The organism is Syntrophorhabdaceae bacterium, from assembly GCA_028698615.1.
Taxonomy (GTDB): domain Bacteria; phylum Desulfobacterota; class Syntrophorhabdia; order Syntrophorhabdales; family Syntrophorhabdaceae; genus Delta-02.
Window position 1 is genome coordinate 79,632 of record JAQVWF010000002.1, and the last position, 18,600, is coordinate 98,231.

Annotated in this window: 16 protein-coding genes; 12 read left to right on the forward strand and 4 right to left on the reverse strand. The window is 55.8% G+C overall.

Features of this window, described 5'->3' with window-relative positions; all coding sequences use genetic code 11:
• From ispD to PHC90_01575, 6 genes are all read left to right on the forward strand, one after another.
• Entirely contained in the window at nucleotides 1-699 is a 699-nt protein-coding gene (gene ispD, locus PHC90_01550; GenBank protein ID MDD3845025.1) for a 2-C-methyl-D-erythritol 4-phosphate cytidylyltransferase, read from the forward strand.
• A complete protein-coding gene (ispF, locus tag PHC90_01555; GenBank protein MDD3845026.1) occupies nucleotides 696-1,169 on the forward strand; it encodes a 2-C-methyl-D-erythritol 2,4-cyclodiphosphate synthase in 474 nt (157 codons plus the stop codon). Before ispD ends, ispF begins: the two co-directional genes overlap by 4 nt.
• A 43-nt stretch (nucleotides 1,170-1,212) precedes the next feature.
• Nucleotides 1,213-2,577 (forward strand): glutamate--tRNA ligase, encoded by a 1,365-nt coding sequence (gene gltX / locus PHC90_01560; protein MDD3845027.1) that lies wholly within the window; start codon nucleotides 1,213-1,215, stop codon nucleotides 2,575-2,577.
• Nucleotides 2,546-4,087, forward strand: coding sequence for an ATP-binding protein (locus tag PHC90_01565; protein ID MDD3845028.1), 1,542 nt, complete (start codon nucleotides 2,546-2,548; stop codon nucleotides 4,085-4,087). Before gltX ends, PHC90_01565 begins: the two co-directional genes overlap by 32 nt.
• Nucleotides 4,077-5,546 carry a sigma-54 dependent transcriptional regulator gene (locus tag PHC90_01570; GenBank protein ID MDD3845029.1) on the forward strand — a complete coding sequence of 490 codons (1,470 nt, stop codon included), beginning with the start codon at nucleotides 4,077-4,079 and terminating at the stop codon, nucleotides 5,544-5,546. The genes PHC90_01565 and PHC90_01570 overlap by 11 nt, the downstream gene beginning before the upstream one ends.
• Nucleotides 5,547-5,731: 185 nt before the next feature.
• Entirely contained in the window at nucleotides 5,732-6,193 is a 462-nt protein-coding gene (locus PHC90_01575; GenBank protein MDD3845030.1) for a hypothetical protein, read from the forward strand.
• A 314-nt stretch (nucleotides 6,194-6,507) separates the two neighbouring features.
• On the opposite strand, the gene PHC90_01580 is transcribed toward PHC90_01575, so the two are convergent.
• Together PHC90_01580 and murI are read right to left on the reverse strand one after the other, a co-directional pair.
• A complete protein-coding gene (locus PHC90_01580; GenBank protein MDD3845031.1) occupies nucleotides 6,508-8,475 on the reverse strand; it encodes a zinc-ribbon domain-containing protein in 1,968 nt (655 codons plus the stop codon).
• A complete protein-coding gene (gene murI, locus PHC90_01585; protein ID MDD3845032.1) occupies nucleotides 8,472-9,296 on the reverse strand; it encodes a glutamate racemase in 825 nt (274 codons plus the stop codon). Before murI ends, PHC90_01580 begins: the two co-directional genes overlap by 4 nt.
• A 241-nt stretch (nucleotides 9,297-9,537) precedes the next feature.
• Here murI and PHC90_01590 point away from each other — a divergent pair, with 241 nt between their 5' ends.
• Nucleotides 9,538-10,770 (forward strand): FIST N-terminal domain-containing protein, encoded by a 1,233-nt coding sequence (locus PHC90_01590; GenBank protein ID MDD3845033.1) that lies wholly within the window; start codon nucleotides 9,538-9,540, stop codon nucleotides 10,768-10,770.
• 4 nt (nucleotides 10,771-10,774) lie between these two features.
• Nucleotides 10,775-12,823 (forward strand): PAS domain S-box protein, encoded by a 2,049-nt coding sequence (locus PHC90_01595; protein ID MDD3845034.1) that lies wholly within the window; start codon nucleotides 10,775-10,777, stop codon nucleotides 12,821-12,823.
• A gap of 122 nt (nucleotides 12,824-12,945) precedes the next feature.
• On the opposite strand, the gene PHC90_01600 is transcribed toward PHC90_01595, so the two are convergent.
• Nucleotides 12,946-14,292 (reverse strand): hypothetical protein, encoded by a 1,347-nt coding sequence (locus PHC90_01600; protein ID MDD3845035.1) that lies wholly within the window; start codon nucleotides 14,290-14,292, stop codon nucleotides 12,946-12,948.
• 110 nt (nucleotides 14,293-14,402) lie between these two features.
• Here PHC90_01600 and PHC90_01605 point away from each other — a divergent pair, with 110 nt between their 5' ends.
• Nucleotides 14,403-15,206 carry a macro domain-containing protein gene (locus PHC90_01605; GenBank protein MDD3845036.1) on the forward strand — a complete coding sequence of 268 codons (804 nt, stop codon included), beginning with the start codon at nucleotides 14,403-14,405 and terminating at the stop codon, nucleotides 15,204-15,206.
• Nucleotides 15,207-15,261: 55 nt separating this feature from the next.
• Here PHC90_01605 and PHC90_01610 read toward each other — a convergent pair whose 3' ends face one another.
• The gene (locus PHC90_01610) at nucleotides 15,262-16,197 is read right to left on the reverse strand and encodes a transcriptional regulator (GenBank protein ID MDD3845037.1); all 936 of its coding nucleotides are present in this window, start codon (nucleotides 16,195-16,197) and stop codon (nucleotides 15,262-15,264) included.
• A gap of 202 nt (nucleotides 16,198-16,399) precedes the next feature.
• Between PHC90_01610 and PHC90_01615 the strand changes: the two genes are divergently transcribed.
• The 3 genes from PHC90_01615 to PHC90_01625 all read left to right on the forward strand — a co-directional run bounded on the left by PHC90_01615 (nucleotide 16,400) and on the right by PHC90_01625 (nucleotide 18,546).
• On the forward strand, nucleotides 16,400-16,873 hold the full coding sequence (locus PHC90_01615; GenBank protein MDD3845038.1) for a PaaI family thioesterase: 474 nt from the start codon (nucleotides 16,400-16,402) through the stop codon (nucleotides 16,871-16,873).
• A 49-nt stretch (nucleotides 16,874-16,922) separates the two neighbouring features.
• Complete coding sequence (locus tag PHC90_01620) at nucleotides 16,923-17,423, forward strand: hypothetical protein (protein ID MDD3845039.1); 501 nt, start codon at nucleotides 16,923-16,925, stop codon at nucleotides 17,421-17,423.
• A 238-nt stretch (nucleotides 17,424-17,661) separates the two neighbouring features.
• Nucleotides 17,662-18,546, forward strand: a complete 885-nt coding sequence (locus PHC90_01625; GenBank protein ID MDD3845040.1) for a shikimate dehydrogenase — start codon at nucleotides 17,662-17,664, stop codon at nucleotides 18,544-18,546.
• Nucleotides 18,547-18,600 lie beyond the last annotated feature (54 nt).

Below are 18,600 nucleotides of genomic sequence, written 5' to 3' on the forward strand. Positions count from 1 at the left end.
ATGAGAACAATAGCGATCATTCTTGCCGGCGGCGCAGGAAAAAGAATGGGCACCGCCACGAACAAGCAATTCCTGCTCATAGAGAACAAACCCATCATTGTTCACACACTGCAGATCTTCGAAGATTGCAGAACTGTGGACGATATCTATCTCGTCGTCAACCAGAAGGACCTCCCGCTTATCCAGGAGGAGATACTGGAGACGTACAGGTTCAACAAGGTCATGAAGCTCGTTGTCGGCGGCAAGCTGAGGCAGGATTCCGTAAGGAACGGGCTGGAGGCCATCGAGCATCCCTGCGATATCGTTGTCATACACGATGGGGCGCGGCCTTTCGTCTCGCCCGCCTTCATCGAAAAAGGCATCTTCCTCATGGAGATGTACGATGCGGTTATACCGGCGCTGCCGATGAAAGACACGGTAAAGGTCATTTCCAAGGAAGGCTTCGTGGTCAAGACCCTTGAGCGCGACTCTCTGTGGCATGTGCAAACTCCCCAGACGTTCAAGTATCCTCTCATCATGAAGGCCTACCGGGAGGGTATGGCGAAAAAATACTACGGTTATGACGACGCAACGTTCATTGAGCATCTGGGCAAAAAGGTGAAGGTCATAGAGGGTTCTCCCTACAACATGAAGATCACCACGCCCGAGGACCTGACCATCGCGAGAGGTCTGCTTTCTGAGCTCAAAGGGAGCCTATGAGGGTAGGGATAGGGTTCGATGTCCACCGGCTGACGACAGGCAGGAAGCTTGTCCTGGGAGGCATCGAGATTCCCTTCCAGAAAGGTCTCCTCGGTCACTCCGACGGCGATGTTCTCCTCCATGCCATCAGTGATGCGATACTGGGGGCCGTTTCGGAGGACGATATCGGCGTTCATTTCCCTGACAGCGACAAGAACACGGAAGGCATCGACAGCGCCGTGATACTCTCCCGGGTTTCCGCGATAGCCCGCGAGAGGGGCTATCGGGTCGTCAATGTCGATAGTGTCATTGTGGCCCAGATGCCCAAGATAGCGCCATACCGGGAGGCGATGAAGGAGAGGATCGCACAGGTCCTGTCCATCGACGCCGGGATGGTCGGCTTAAAGGGTAAAACAACGGAAGGCCTGGGGTTTACCGGCCGGGGCGAAGGGATCGCCGCACACGCCGTTGTTCTGCTGGAAAGAATTTAAGGCCAGTTATGTGTACCGAATCTCCAGGATCTATGAGGCGAAGATGGTCAAGGTAAGGTTCGCCCCGAGCCCGACAGGGCATCTCCACGTGGGGAATGCAAAGACGGCCCTCTTCAACTGGCTCTTTGCCAGGAAGAACGGAGGGTCTTTCGTTCTGCGGATGGAAGACACCGACATCGAGCGCTCCGATGTCCTCTACGAGCGATCCATTATGGACGATCTGCGCTGGCTCGGGATCACCTGGGACGAGGGCCCGTTGCGTCAGTCCGACCGCCTTGATATCTACAGGTCACACGCCATGGGCCTCCTCGACAAGGGTTTTGCCTACAGGTGTTTTTGTGCCGAGGAAGAACTGGCCGCTGAGAGGCAAAGATCGCTTTCGCGGGGTGAGCCCCCCAGGTACGGTGGAAAATGCCGGGACCTCGCCAATGACGAGGCCGTAAGGCTCGAAGGAGAAGGACGGCCCTTCACCATTCGCTTTCGTTCCGATAACAAGCCCATCACATTCCGTGACGGGATACGGGGAGGACTCTCTTTCCCGAGGGGCCATGTGGACGACCTTATTATCCTGAGAAGGGACGGTACGCCGACATATAACCTTGCCGTCGTCGTCGACGACATGCTGATGGGGATCACCCACGTCATACGCGGCGGCGATCATATCTCCAATACACCGAAGCAGATTGCCCTGTTCAATGCGCTGGGAGGCGAGCCTCCCCAGTACGCACATCACTCCCTTCTCATCGGCACCGATCACAAACCTCTCAGCAAGAGACACGGCACCACGCGCGTCGTCGACTTCCGTTCCCTGGGAATGGTCAGCGACGCCCTCGTGAATTACCTGTGCACGATGGGTCGAAGCGCCGCCGTGGAGATAATGGACAGAAACGAACTGGTCCGGACCTTTTCTCTTGACTCCATCTCCGGTTCGGACAATATTTTCGATATGGAGAAACTTCTCTGGTTCAACAGGGAATATATGAAACACATGCCGCTGGCCGATCTCATCGACAGGACGGGGATGGAGGTTTCCGATGCCGCGAAGGTGTCCGCCGTCCGTGAGAATGCCTCCACGCTGAACGATCTTAAGGAATACATGGAGATGTTCGACAGGGCGGAATTGAAGGAAAGCTCCCTTCGCTATCTGATGAAGATGAACGCGGCCGAGGAGATGGGCAATACCATGCGGTCCCTCCTCGCGGGTAAGGATGGGCTTACCTTCGACGACCTCACCGGGAGCTTAACCCAGCCCCCGGACCTCAGGAAAAGGGATTTCTTCATGATCCTCAGGGCCTTCATTACGGGAAGGTCCGACGGCCCGCCCCTTAAGGAAATTTTCCCTCTCGTCCCTCCCCGGGTCATCACAGGCCGTATCGATGCCTATCTCAGTCTTAAGCGTGAAGGATAACACCCCCATGGATACCGATGACAGGCACGGTGTGAAGAAAAAGGCGGCAGAGTTCTACGCCTTCGTAAAGTCTGTTTTCCGCAGCCTTTCGTTGCGGACACAGCTCCTGCTCATCCTTCTGTTCCTCCTTCTCATATCCATCGGTTCGCTGACCATCATCTACACGAGGGCCGAAGAGGCGCTTCTCGACAAGGTCGGCGAGAATATCGACGATATCACGAGGGCCATCCAGATAAGCGTCGAGGAACTGACCTACCGCGGGGATTCCACGGCCCGCCTCAAGAGCTATGTGGATATGCTCAACAAGAAGGGTATCAAGGAGATCTCCATCGTCAGCGACACCTCGGAGGTCATCGCCAGCTCCGACCCCAGGAAGATCGGCACCACCCAGAAAATGACGGAGAAGAAGCCCGCCGCCCGGAAAAAGGACCTCATGATCACCGCGCGCCTTGGTGACGAACACAGAAGCGAGACCCAGAGGCTCTACAACATCATCATGCCCGTTGCCATCAAGGGCCAGAACATCGGGTACATCCATATCAACATGGCCCTCGACGACTACCGCCTTTTGCAGAACCGAAATCAGATCAAGAGGATCCTGAGCATGATCTTCGCCTTTACCATCGGCATCATTGTGTGTCTTGTCATCGCCGAGAAATACACGGAGCCGATAAAAAGGATAGCCATGGCGAGCAGGAAGATAGCCATGGGGGAGCTTGTAAAGATCAAGGCGATGGACAGGAAGGATGAGATCGGCACCCTGGTGAGCAGCTTCAACGAGATGGTTGACAAGCTTGACGAGCAGAAGGAACTGGAAGAAAAACTCAAGAAATCGGAGCAGCTGTCGCTCATCGGGCAGCTTTCCTCGGGGATCGCCCACGAAATAAGGAACCCCCTCAATTTCCTTACGCTCTCCATCGGGCACATCAAGGAGAGGGTACGGGAGGAGCCCATCTCCGGCAAAGAGGAACTCGTCGAACTTCTCGACAGTCTTCTCAAGGAGATATACCGGGTAAACGAGCTTATCCATAATTTTCTTTTCCTTGGGAAATCGATCACGCTCCACAAAGAGAATGTGGCCCCCGCGGGCCTTGTCAACGAGGCCCTCGTCGTGGTGAAAGACAAGATGCGAAGCGGTGTCGATATTAACCTCACCTGTCACGAAGGGAGCGATGTGTTCTACTGCGACAGGGAATACATGCGGTTGTGTGTCATAAACCTCGTGATAAACGCCGTCCAGGCGATAGAAGGATCGGGGGTGGTGCGCATTGAATGCGGGGGAGAGAAGGGTCTGACATATCTGTCCGTCTCCGACGATGGTGAAGGCATTGCAAAGGATGAGCTTGACAAGGTTTTCGAGCCCTATTACTCTACAAAAAAACTTGGCATTGGCCTCGGCCTGGCCATAACCAAGCGGTTTGTCGAGGAGCACGGCGGGACCATATCGGCCGCGAGCGAGATAGGAAAAGGAACGACCATGACCATAAGGCTGCCGCGTCATGAAGAATGACACCAGGGGAACGATCCTTGTCGTCGAGGATGACAGGAACCAGCGCGAGATCATAAGAACGATCCTCTCGAAAGAGGGTTTCTACGTCGAGGCCGCCGACTGTGGCAGAAAAGCGGTGGACGTACTCAAGAACGGCAATTTCGATGTCGTGCTCACTGACCTCAGGCTCCCCGACATCGACGGAACGGAGGTGCTCAGGGAGGTGCGCGCACTGGGGCGGACCTGTCAGATCATAATCATGACCGCCTTCGGCTCCATACCGTCGGCTGTGGAGGCAACAAAACTCGGCGCCTTCTATTACCTTGAAAAACCTTTGGAAAAGGACCAGCTTCTCCTCGTCATCAACAATGCCATGAACCAGGTGAGGCTCCTCAAAGACAATATCATGCTGAAGGACCAGCTGCACGACCGTTTTCACATCGACAACATCGTCGGTGCCCACGGTTCCATGGAGGAGCTCTACAAGATCGTCAAGAAGGTCGCACCGACGAATTCAACCGTTCTCATTCACGGGGAAAGCGGAACAGGCAAAGAGCTTTTTGCAAAGAGCATACACTACAACAGTCCGCGAAAGGTAAAGCCTTTCTTTGCCATCAACTGTGCGGCGATACCGGAGACCCTTCTCGAAAGCGAACTCTTCGGGTATGAGAAAGGCGCCTTTACAGGCGCTTTTTCGCGACACACAGGGCTTTTTGAGCAGGCCAACTCAAGCACGCTTTTTCTGGACGAGATAGGCGATCTCACCCAGAGCACGCAGGCAAAGCTCCTGCGGGCCCTTCAGGAAAAAGAGATACGGAGGATCGGAGGAAAAGAGACCATCAAGCTCGACGTTCGGATCATTGCGGCGACGAACAAGAAGCTGGAGCAGGAGATAGCGGCGGGAAAATTCAGGGAAGACCTCTACTACAGGCTCAACGTCATCGCCTTTACCCTGCCGCCCCTTCGCGAGCGGCTTACGGACATACCCCTTCTCGTGGAACATTTCCTGAAAAAGCTCGACGACACCCACGAGAACAAGAAAAGCGTGAGCAATGAGGTGCTGCAATACCTCATGCATTATTCCTGGCCGGGGAATGTCCGGCAGCTGGAATCCGTGCTGGAGCGCTCCTACATCATGTGCGAGACGGGCGTTATCACCACGGAGCACGTCCCCGCCGAGGTGAGGCAATATTCCCAGCCTGCGACAGATCTCGACAAGATCAGCTCGAAGCTGGACGAACTCATAAATGCCAAGCTTACGGCGGCGGAATACCGTCTCTATCTTTACCTCACGAAACTGGACCCCCCAAACGGAGGGCCAAACCATCTCCCTGAGCCAAAAGAGATAGTGGAACACCTGGGAATAAACAGGGATACCTTCTTCGTCGGCGTATCGAAGCTCAAAGACCTTGGACTCTACGACTACAAGGCGAGAATGAACGAACTTAAGAACCTCGCGGCCAGACCAAAAAAGGCATAGTCGGATAATTCCGATTAGAGGGGCATACAGAAGTCGGATATTTCCGACTATCCCGGGCTCCGATGGATACCGCCTGGCCAGCTTCCCTTGATGTATCAGTATGTTGCAATTGCGGCACGGTAAGTGCATTGGTATCTACCATGCAGCTCAATGTAACCAATGAAAGGGAAGGAGGTGGAAATAACATGAAGAAAGCATTAATGATCGTTCTCGCAATCCTCATCAGCGTTGCCTTTGTTACGACCGTGTTGGCACAGGACAAGAAAGCTCCCGTCGCAACAGACAAACCGGTCGTCGCAACAGACAAACCCGTGAAAGAGAAGGTAGTGCAGAAAGCCAAGAAAGCCGGCGTGAAGAAGTTCGCAGGTGAATTCGTCAGCATGGACGAAGCGGCGAAGACAATCGTCGTAAAAGGCGAAACTGAAATGACCTTCGACGTTTCAAAGGTTAAGAAAATGGCAAAGTTCGCGGCTGGCGACAAGGTTAAAGTAGTCTACACCGAGGCAGACGGCAAGAACATCGCCAAGGCAGTGGCAAAAGCCGGCGCAGTAAAGGCAAAAGCCAAAGAGAAGAAAGAAAAGGCAAAAGAGAAGACGGACGAGAAGCCCGCAACGGAGAAACCCGCGGCGGCTCCGGCCAAGAAGTAGTTCTTCATCACAGACAAAAAAAGGAGGCCTTAAAACCTCCTTTTTTTTGTCGAAAAATAGACCACATGCAACACCGAGAACACGCCGCCCTTCCCTGTCCCGTCTTACCGCACCGGTTTTGGCAAACCCTCCCTGATCTTGCGCGAGAACTCAGGATCTTTGCCGATCATATGGGCTTTTGGATTTATATAACCCAGCCTCTTGAGCTCCTCGAAAGAGACACGGGTATATAGCCCTCCCATCTCATAGGCATACTGAGGGGCATATCCGCTTTAGTCCCATCAGTTTTCGTGTTATCGTGCCCATGCGGTTCTCTAGAAGTTCGTCGGATCCGCCTCGACCTCCACTCCCGGGATGTCGTAGAATTGCCTGAAAGCATCGCCGAGGAGCTCCCCGCTTCCCTTGAGTATCACCCTGCGCAGGTGGTAGGGAGGTTTTTCCAGGGGGAGGGTGCCAAAGAGGGCCCATTCGAGGCCCCCGTCGGTGATGACCTTGCGGATCCTTTTCAGGATCGTGTCCGCCCTCGACGCGGTCCTGGCGCGGGCCTGAATGAGAAAGACCCTGACGAAGGGCGGAAACTGTGCTTCTTCGCGTTTCCGGAGTTCCCGCTCGGAAAAACGGAGAAGGTCGAGATACTCGCGGGGGTCGATGGGTCCTTTTTTGGCCGAATGAGAGAGGATGGCTCCGGGGGTGAGCGCGTCGAGGAGATTGACGATGACCTGATGCGTTTTTTCCTCTGACCTGTATCCGCCCATTTTTCTCAGTTCTTCCCACCCGGTAAGGATCAGCTTGTCGGCGTGGAACCCGTAGAGTTTGGACAAGGACTGGGTGCCCACGAGAACGGCGCTGTCGCCGTCGCGAAGTTTACGGATCGCGGCTATCTCTTTCTTCAAGGAATCTCCGGTGATACGGGTGACGCCAAGACCCGGCTGGTTCCTGCGTATGTGTTCCTCGACGAAGAGCGCGCCTATCCGGGAAAAGCCGATCATGCTGCTGCCGCAGTTGGGGCAGGTGTTCTCATAGGGAAACCGGGCCCCGCAGGCGTGACAATGCACACTTTCCGTGTCCCTGACGTAGTTGAGAGATCCGCCGCAGGCCGGGCAGGCGAGGGTTTCCTTGCATGCATGGCATTTCAGATAGGCGCCGTAATCCTTCCGGGGCGTATAAACAGCCACGCGCATACCGCTTTGGGCCGCCTCGGCGGTTTCAACGCAGAGTGTGTCCAGCATTTCTCCCGTCGAACGGGAGCCGGTGTATGTGGTTTTTTCCACATAGCCGTCCCGGGCGGGCCATTCATTGCAATTGACCGTGAAACCGTGTGTTCGGGCAAGATGGATCGCGTCGATGCAACATGCAGCGGAGCCGAGGACGATGGAGGCGCCCTTGAGCCGCGCCCTTTCGACGGCCACTCTCAGGGAATTGAACTTGAATCCTTCCTCGTTCTTGTACTCATCATCATCGGACCTCTCCACGATGAGAAGGGAGAGATCGTAAAGGGGAAGAAAGACGCAGCTCTTGTTCCCGAGGACAATGTGTCCGCCCTCGCGGCGGCTCCTGAAGTAGGTCTCCATCCTTTGCTTCACCGGTGTGCCGGAACCAAACCACAGGACACGCGCACCATAGCTTTCCTTCAATCGTTTCGTGAACCATGCGCCGGCGGCATAGTAGTCCGGCACAAGGACGAGGACGTTGCCGCCGCGGTCCAGGTGGCCCGATATCATGGCGTTGTAATATGCCAGCCGTTCTTCGACGGAATCGATGAAGAGGATCTTTTCTCTTTCGACCTCGCCGCGGACGGGAGAAGCCGGGGGCGGCGCGGCAAAGGGTTCTCCCGTCAGAGTGTCGCAAAGGTCAAGAACCCTGTCGTTGTACAGCTGCAGGAGCCTTGTCCTGCCGAATTTCCGGATGGCTTTTCTGAGGGGCAGGCCGGCGAGGTCCTCCTGGCCGGCGGCATCGACAACAAGGAAACGCTCCAGATCTCCGGTGGACGGCAGGGCGTGCTTGAATACCACGCCCTCGGGCGTGACATAGAAGGAGGATGACCACTGGAGAAGTGCCGGAAGCTCATCGCCGATGAGGGGAAAAAAATCGAGTACGCCGGCAACGGATTTGAGCCCCCCGTCTTCACCGTCTCGCACAGCGACGACAACCCCCGCCGTCTCCCTGTATCGGAAGGGGACGAGCACTCGCGCGAGTTTAAAGATGTAAGGCGCGAGTTCATCCGGGACCGTGTAGGAAAAAGATCTGCCGACGGGTATCGGAAGGGCTACATCGACGATCATGAAGAAAAAAGGAGGTCCCGGTAATCGAGGCTCTTCAGGGTTCTTACGTGCGTCAGGGACTCGCCGAGGATCCTGCCGCCTATCTCGTGGAAGGACTCCGGGGTGTCCGTCACGAAGTACTCACACTTGCCGCGGCCCCGCCTGTTGAAAAGACCCTTCTCGTCGAGGATCATCCGGGCCTCCTTGGCGGTCTCCTTTCCGGAATGTACGATCTTCACGCCCCTGCCCATGGTCTGACTGATGACGTTCTCGAGAACCGGGTAATGCGTGCATCCCATGACGAGGACGTCGATGCCGGAGCCTTTGAGGCCGCCGAGGTACTTTTGAGCGGTGAGGCGGGCTATCTCGTCGTGTTCGAGGCCTTCTTCCACGATGGGAACGAAGAGAGGGCAGGCCTGCGAGAAGACCTGTATGCCGGGATCGATCTTCCTGATCGACCTGTCGTAGGCCATGCTCTTGATGGTGGTCCTCGTGCCGATGACCCCGACCCTCCCGCTCCTGGTATGTCTTACCGCCTCCTTCGCACCGGGGTTGATGACCCCGATGACGGGGACGGGCATCTTTTTCTGCAGTATCTGGAGCGCAAATGCCGAAGAGGTATTGCAGGCGATAATGAGGAGCTTGATCCCCTTCGTGAGCAGGAAGAGGGCGCTTTCGAGTGCATATTTCATCACCATCTGGGGCGACTTGTTCCCGTAGGGAACCCTTGCCGTATCTCCGAAATAGATGATGTGTTCACGAGGGAGAAGTTCCCGGACCTCCTTGAGGACGGTCATGCCTCCCACCCCTGAATCGAACATGCCGATTGCCAGTTTTTGCATGGGTACAGATTAGGAAAGATGGGGTGAAATGTCAAGGCAATAAGGGGCGCGGGAAGGGGGCCTTTTTCCTTGCCTTTTCCAACGTAATACTGGTAAATACAATAAAGTGATTCCCTGACAATTTGCCGTTTTTCCAGAGCCGTAGACTGTGGGCCAGACCGGTTCAGGCCGGCATGGACCGAAAATATGCAGTATCCGGCGCAGCGATCAAAAGGAATGAAAGGGGGTTGAAACGGACACGGTGACGAAGATAGGTATTGCCTGTAAAGGAGGCAGGGGCGAAGCCGTATCGGGAGACGTTCTTGCCAGGAAGGCGATGGAGTCGGGGGGCATGACGAAGCCCGATCTGATATTCGCCTTCTGTTCCGGCAAGAGTGGACCCGAGGCTTTCTTTCACGGGATTCGGAAGGCCGCGGGCAACGATGTGCCCATTGTCGGAGGTTCCGCGATCGGTGTTATATCCAGCGATTTCCTTTGCTATACAGAGCCCGTGGCGGGAGTGATGGCGATCAGTTCCGATCTGATCAGCTTCAGGGTGGCCTCTGCCGGGGATATTGACAGGAATGAAAGGAAGGCGGGCAGGAAGGTGGCTGCCGATGTCGCCCGTGAACCTCAGGACAAGCTTCTGCTTGTCTTCTATGATTCGATAAAAAGCCCGCCCGATAACGCCTCTTCTCCTCCCATCATGAACTCATCTACACCGCTTATCGCGGCGATAGGCGAAGTTCTCGCCGACGATGTTCCACTCATCGGCGCCGGGCTTATAGGCGATTATGATTTCAACAGGACCGTCCAGTTTTGTGGTTCCTCAGCGGGTTCGCAATGCCTTGTTGGCCTTATGCTCAGCGGGGACTTTTCCGTTTATCATCGGATAACGCACGGCTGCACCCCTCTCGACGGGGTATATCACAGGGTAACCAAAGCCTCCGGTCCGCTTCTCTACGAGATCGACGGCAGGCCCATAGTGGAGACGATAAACGAGTTGTTCGACAGCGAGGAATGGCAGGAAGAGCGTCCTCTTGATTTTCTCACCATCGGCGTCCATTGCGGAGAAAGATATGGAGGGTACAAGGAGAACCAGTACGTTAACAGGCTGATACTGGGTGTTATTCCTGACCGGTCCGGGGTGGTGATGTTCGAGTCCGATCTCAAGACCGGCGACGAGATCCAGTTCATGGTGAGGGACGCGGGCAGGATGGTAGAGTCTGCTCGAGACAATTCCCGCCACCTCGTGGATGTGATACGTAAGGAGGGGAAGATTCCTGTTCTCGCCATGTATATCGATTGTGCGGGTCGGGCGAAGGACTACTCGAATACGAGCGTTGAGGAGGGGGAGGAGGTCCAGAAGGTTCTCAAGGAGCATGATATCCCTTTGTTCGGTTTTTACTCCGGGGTGGAACTGGCGCCTCTGCTGGGCAGAACAAGAGGTCTCGACTGGACGGGGGTTCTCACGATCCTCGCGAGAAACCTGTAGGACCATGGAAAGGGACCTTACGAAAGAAAAGATGGTTTCATACTTCAGGGATATCGCCCAGGTCACGGGGAGGAAATATCTCAGGGAGGTGAGCAAGCTCTCGCGCATTATCGCGAAGGCCAGGAAGACGGAAGAGGTTCTCGACCGTTACCGGGTCCTCGTCGAGAGCTTCTCCGATGCCATATTCATGCTGGACAAAGACAGGAGGATCATCTCGTGCAACCGTGCTTTCCGCAGTCTCTTTCAACGAACAGAAGAGGAGATCGAGAAAAGGACGCTGCGCATTATCACGAAGAACGATGATGAGTATGACCGTATCACCACGATCATAGATGACATCATTATCGGCAACAACACGTATGTCTTCCCCTGGGAGTTTGTGAGGAAGGATGGATCCGTCCTGACCATGGAGGTGACGGTCTCGCAGGTGCGGACGTTGCTTTCCGAAGACGCGGCGCCCGTCGGCGGGTGCGTTGCCATTCTTCACGACATAACGGACCGCATCGAACAGGAGGACGCACTGAGGGCCGCCGAGGAGAAGTACCGCAATATCTTCCAGAACGCGGCGGAAGGGATCTTCCAGGTTGCTGTCGACGGTCATTACATCAGCGCCAACCCGGCCCTCGCGAGGATCTTCGGATTTGCCTCGCCTCTTCAAATGACGGGCAACGAGAACCTCAAGGCAAAGAAGACATTCGTCAAACCCGAGGATTACCGGCGTCTCAATGCCATCCTCAGGACCCGTGGATTGGTGGAGAACTTTGAATCGGAACGATACCGCACCGACGGCACCAAAATGTGGACATCGACAAACGTTCGCCTCGTGACGGACAGGAAGAACGGCTCCCGCTATTTCGAGGGGACCGTTCGGGACATCACCCCGAGGAAGAACCTGGAGTCTCAATTGCGGCATTCCCAGAAAATGGAGGCCATCGGCACGCTGGCCGGTGGGGTTGCCCACGATTTCAACAATCTTCTCACGGCCCTTATCGGATATGGAAATCTTCTCCAGATCAAGATGGAAAAGGACAACCCCTTGCGCGTTTACGTGGATCACATCCTTTCATCGGCAAAAAGGGCGGCGAACCTGACGAACAGCCTCCTTGCCTTCAGCAGGAAGCAGGCGGTTAATCTTGAGCCCAACGGCATCAACGAGATCATAACGGGGGTGCAGAAGCTTCTCGAGAGGCTCCTCAGCGAGGATATCGAGCTTCGTGTCCAGATCCCCGCAAGAGAGATCACGATAATGGCCGATCGCACGCAGATCGAGCAGATCCTTATGAACCTGGCCACGAATGCCCGCGACGCCATGACAGAGACCCGCATCCTGACCATATCTACCGGGCAGGCATCGATCGACAGGGCCTTCATCAACAAGCATGGTTATGGGAGGATAGGGGCCTATGCGCGCCTCACCGTAACCGACACGGGTCATGGAATGGACGAGAAGGTGAAGGAACACATATTCGAGCCTTTCTTCACCACGAAAGAGGCAGGAAGGGGCACGGGACTCGGGCTTTCCACGGTGTACGGCATCGTGAAACAGCACGACGGATATGTTACCGTGGAAAGTGAGCCGGGAAAGGGGACGACATTCCAGCTCTATTTTCCGTCGGTACGGGTGAAAAGGGAGAAGGCCAGGCACGTAGAGCCGAAGATGCCCACGGGCACGGAAACGATCCTCGTGGCTGAGGATGACCGGGAAACTCGCCAGCTCATGAAGGAGATACTTCAGGAATACGGATACACGGTGATAGGCGCCGCCGATGGCGATGAAGCGGTTCGATATTTCGTCGAACACAGACAGAGTATCGGCCTCGTCATCATCGACGTGATAATGCCGAAGAAGAACGGCATGGAAGTCTATTCCGAGATAAGCAAGGTGGACCCTTCGGTCAAGGTGCTTTTCGTAAGCGGTCACGCCCGGGACGTGGTGGTTGACAAAGGTGTCGTGGACAGCAGGAGCAACTTTCTCTCCAAACCCATAGCACCGTCCCTGTTGCTGGAAAGATTGAGGACCATCCTTGACGCCGAGATGCACGGATCCCCTTAATACGCGTCGACCATCCTCTGTATGTCCGTCGGTTTCGAACTCCTCGTCAGGGCGAGCATAAGTAGTATCTGCTCTTCCTCCTGCCTGGTTTGCGGGTCCTGCACCTGCTCAACCCATTCGACCTATGGGTCCTGTTTCAGCGCCTTCTCCGCAAGGTGCAGGAAGTCATTGACGAACCTGTCCGCCCAGCTCTCTCTTATGAGCGGAGAGGCGTAGGCGAAGGTGAGGGAGAGGGTGCTGCCCACCGTCGCAAGGGATATGGCCATGATATGGTCCGCTGTCCGGCGGCCGCTGACGAGACCGATGTTCTGCAGTATGAAAGGGCTCCTTTCACCGGGGCCGATGCGTCCCGCATCGACAAGAAGACAGGACAGGGGGAAGCTCCGTGCCCCCCGCAGTTCTTCGATCCTTTCCGCGGGATCGTGCCCAATATCGACGACCTGGTTTGTGCCGCCTGACGTGAGACGGAGCAGCCTCTCGCTGTAATCCCTTGCCAAGTCCCAGAGGTCGGAGCGCCCCGTGCCTTCATATTTCAGCCCCGTCTGGGTTTCCAGGCACCATAGCTCGTCATCGCCTATCCCCACTCCTTCGGATCCTCTGACGCTGATGGGTGTGTCCACCGAAACCCCGGCGCTGTTCCCGAAGTGCTTCCGCATGGTCATCAGCGTAATGGCCGCCAGGGCGCCACGGAGCGTGGTATTCCTGCGATGGCATTGCTCCTCCAGCGCGGCTGATCTTGCCGGCCCCAGGGCCTCAACGCGAAAACGGGTATGCCGTCTGCCCCCGGGCTGGAATTCATGGAAGGACATTGTGTTTCCCGTCCCGTCCCCGGAAAGAGTATTCGTCACTGCCGGGGCCATATCCGCGATAAGCCGCGCCGGTGCGGCGAGTTCCTCGAGGGACGGACGAACCGGCAAAAGATCCACATGCAGGACCTCGCCCATCAGGATCCTGGCGCAATACAGGACCATCTCCCCGGCGAGGTGCACCGCACACGCCCCGTCGCCTATCGAATGGTGCAGTGACAGAAGGAGATAGTGGCGTTCGAAGTTGGTCTTGTCCGTTATGAGGAATACCCTCCAGAGGTACTTCGACGCATCGAAGAGGGTATCCGCCTCGCGTTCGACGATGGTGTGGACGTCGGTCTTTCCGAGCTCGAAGAATGAGTGGACCGGAATGTCGCGGAAAGGCACATCGAAAACGAAAGAAAGCGTGCCGTCCCTCGCGGCGATGCGTGCCTTGAGCGGTGGGTGACGCTCCCAGAGATGACGGCAGGCGTGCTTCACGAGCTGAATGTCGAGGGGCCCCGCTATCCTCATTGAAACGCACAGCACGGCAGGTCCTCCGAAAAGCTCCTGGTGGACAAGGTGAAAGAAGGCTTCCCTGTTGCCCAGTTTTCTCTCGGGGGTCGCGGCTGGACGGTCTTTTTCCTTAAAAGCTTTGGCCGGTTGCTTCCGTTCCTTCGTCATGGTTCATCCATTTTCCTCTGAATGATGCATTTTTTCAACTCCTTTTCGTCTCACAGGACCCCTCCCGGTAAGGTCCGGTTGTCTTGACAACTCCGACTGCGAATCGTAGCATGTTTAAGGATCGCAATCGATATCACGGCATCGCAATGGTGTACCGGAAGAGCATGCGAATTGGAATTGTTACAGGTGACTTGCTGGATCAGAAGGTTGACGCTATCGTCAATCCATGGAACAGGAATGTGATCCCCTGGTGGCTGCTGCTGCCCCGGGGAGTATCGGGAGCCATCAAGAAACGCGCGGGTTACCGACCGTTCATCGAACTCCGGCACAGCGGCGCACTTCCTCTTGGCGGGGCTTCAGTGACCTCTGCGGGCCGACTGCCCTTCAAGGCGATCATTCACGTGGCCGGCATCGGTCATGCCTGGCGTTCGTCCGAGAGATCTATCCGTGATTCCGTCCGTTCCGCCCTGAAGGAAGCAAAGACGAGAAAGTTCGGATCCATTGCGGTCCCATTGATCGGCGCCGGCACCGGGGGCGGATCTGAAGACGATGTTCAGAGGATCATCGAGCAAGAGTGCCGTCATTCCGACTACGACGGTGAGATCGTCATTGTGCGCTACAACGGCAAGAAGTGGCCGCCCGGACGCTGTCAGTGTGGTTTGTGGCAGAAGAATCCGGGTGTACTGGCCCGTCAGGGTGTTCCTGAAGGGTTCTGCGGGTTCTGTGGTGTCTGCGGAGCACCGGGCCATGTCCTGCATTTTCCGGGCGCGGTTCCCGTCACGATCGCCTGGTGCAGAAAGCATTACTACAGGGCGATGATACTGCACCCGGGAGGGTCAATAGGCATCTTTCTGTGGGGCCTTGCCGTGCTTGCGGCCGCCGGACTGATAGCGACGTTCACCTGGCTTTTATGAGACAGATAACCATCGCGCGGGCCCGTTTCCCCTCGATCATATCCCTCTGCGCGGCTCACTTCTTCCTACCGTGTTTCTTCATGGCGTTTTCGAGGTCATCGAGGAAGATGTCCCGCAGTTCCTTTGGCTCGACGACCTCGACGTGGGGTATCCACTGGTAGACCCAGTTCCGGATGCCCAGGATGCCGTTGACCCTGAAAGTCACCTCGACGCGGCCGTTGGCCAGTTCACGCTGCTTCTGGCTTGTATGCCAGATCTTTCTCAGGATGAGCGGTTTGTAGACCTCATCGAATCTCAGTATCACATCGACGGGATCGCCGTCTATGAAAGCGCCGAAGGCTCCGGAGAGTTCCGCTTCCGGTTCAAGGTCGGGCGGAAGAAAATGCCTGTCCAGGATGGACAGTGACTCTATGCGGTCAAGGGCAAAGGTTCTTGCCGCTTTGTCGCCGTGGTAGTACCCCCTGAAGTACCAGATGCCGTTCTGAAAGAAGAGATAGTGGGGATCGACGGTGCCAGGCGTTGCCTTCTTTGCGGCGAAGGCCTTATAGGCCATTTCGATCCTCTGGTAGTTGATGATGGCCCGGTGGATGGGAGCGAGATACCGCTCCGTGCCGGCCGGGACCGTTTCGGGCGAGAGGACGATATGCTTCAGACCCGGCGAATGTGCAACGGTAAGCTTTTTTTCGATGCTGCCGAGGCTTTTGTCCATTCCCGGGCCGAAATTGTCGAGCATCTTCCGGGCGAGAGAAAAAGCGAGGGTTTCCTCCACGGAAAGATTCGGTCTTTTCAGGGTGTATCCGCCGACGAAGGCATAGGTCTTGTTGTTGCGATCATAATCGATGGGGAAATTAGCAGTCTGCAGGGTGCTTATATATCTGTGCACCGTCCGCTTGCTTACCTCGAGCTCTTCCCGAAGCGAATCCGCCGTGACCTTTGCTCCGCTGTCAAGTTTGTTCAGAATGATCAACAATGAATCGAATTTATAGGACATGCATACCCCCTTATTCTTACATCCCGCTCTATCATAGCCGACTGACAGTCTAATGTCATCATCGAGGTATGCCGTGACGTAAAAAAGCTATGTTTCTGGATGTGGTGCCTGTCAAATGGCATGGGATCGACATTGTTCTAAACATTATTGTTGAAATGTGGGTAGAATAAAGAGAAAAAGGATTGGGAGGAGCGGATAATCTATGGATGGACTCTTGCCAGGCTACAAAAAGTGTTTCTTCTGCGGCCCGGCCACCGGCGGTCTTGGTTTGGAATTGCACTATGCCGACGGCAAGGCGGCGTGCGGATTCACGGCCAGCGACAAGTTTCAGGGCTATGACGGGATGCTTCATGGGGGCATCGTAACCGGGATACTTGACGAGGTTATGTGGTGGACCGTCTTTATGGGGGCAAGGCAGATGTGCGCAACGTCCAGGATCGAAGTGGAGTTCAAAAGACCGGTTGAGTGCGGAAAGGCGTACCACGCTTCAGGAAGCCTCCTCAAGAAGACCGGTAAAATTCACTACCTTTCCGGCGTCATCAAGGACGATAGCGGGAAAGTCTGCGCACGGGGCAACGCCTCTTTTCGTGAATGGAGATTCACGGTTGAGGAGCTGGCCAGGCACCTCGACTTCAGAGGTGTTTCTCCGGAAATACGAGCTCTTTTTCAATCATAGCGCACGTCTGGGTGACCCCAGACGTTCTTTATCAAGGAGGTTGACTGGTATGAAGATTCGCACGCTGTTGTTGGTGGTGATCATTGCAGGAATTGCTGTTTTCGTCGCTCTCAACTGGAGTTCCTTCCTGATGCCGACAACTCTTTCTCTGGGGGTTGCCGTTGTTCAGGCGCCGCTCGGACTGGTCATGCTTGGGCTTTTGGTGTTCCTTGCGGTGTTTTTCCTTGTGTTCCTCGTCTATCTGCAGACGTCGTTTCTTCTGGAGGCCCGCCGCAACGCGAAGGAGTTACAGGAGAAACGGGAGCTTGCAGAGCAGGCCGAGACTTCGCGCTTGACTGAACTGCGAGGATTTCTGGATGGGGAGATGAAGAGACAGGTGGAACTGGATGCCCAGTCGAGGGCGGCCGTGCTCGCCAGGCTGGACCAACTCGACAATGATCTTCGCTCCGCGGTGGAACAGACGGGGAACACGCTTTCCGCATACATCGATGAACTGGAAGACCGGCTTGAGAGAGGGGGATTGGCGCCACAGCCGAAAGACCCCGGCTGATCGGATTGCCTGGCGCTTGATCTGCTACCTGTGTCCTGCGGCAGAGCATGGCTTTGAAGGGAACGGACCAGCGATACGGTACGTAATCCGGCCGTCCGATCCTGCCTTCCGTTAAGACGTGCGCATATCCGCTCCGGGCATCCGCCTGCGAGGCGGCGGTGCACATAAATCTTGACATGAGTGGTGTTGTGGGAGATGATTTTTATGCTTCGATTACGTATCTTAAATTCCGGTGGTGATGATGATCAAAGGAACAACCAAACTGCTGGGGGTCGTTGGCTACCCCATCGGCCATTCGCTCTCTCCCGTGATGCACAACGCGGCCATAGAGCATCTCAAGGCCGACTATGTCTATGTTCCCTTTTCCGTGCGGCCTGAAGACCTGGCCGCGGCGCTTCGGGGATTCGAAGCCATGGGTGTGAAAGGTTTCAGCGTCACGATCCCCCATAAACAGACCATCATGCCCTTGCTGACGGAGGTCGCTCCCGAGGCGAGGCTCGCGGGTGCCGTGAATGCCGTCTGGCGAACGCAGAGCGGCTGGAAGGGTACCAATTACGATTCTTTCGGCTTTGTTGCACCCTTGAAAGCAATGGACCGGGATTGGAAGGCCGTCACCCCCGTAATATTGGGAATTGGAGGGGCGGCCAGATCCGTGGTTGTGGGCTGCCATTCCCTGGGGTGTCCCGAGGTCCACGTTCTTGGGCGAAATCCGGACAAGCTGGCCGCTTTCGCGGAGAGCTGGCGGAACACACCCGTTCAACAAGTTCTAAGGGTGCATTCATGGGATGAGCTGGAGGGGATGATACCCCGGGCAGGGCTCATCATCAATGCCACTCCCATGGGTATGCATCCCAAGGTTGATCAGATGCCGGTCTCCGAAGAAATGATCGGGAAGATCCTTCCCGGGACCATCGTCTACGATCTGATCTATGCCCCCAGACCCACCCTGTTCCTGGACAAAGCCAAACGCAATGGGGCAATCATCGTCGATGGCCTGGAGATGCTGGTTCAACAGGGAGCAAAGGCCCTGGAGATATGGTTGGATCAGGCTGTGCCTATCGATATCATGCGGGAGGCGTTATTGGGACAGTCGACGCCTGGTGCCGGAGGCAGGGGCAGTTGACATGCGAGAGCTGAACAAGCCGGAGACGACGATCTCCCGGCCGGGAGAATTCTG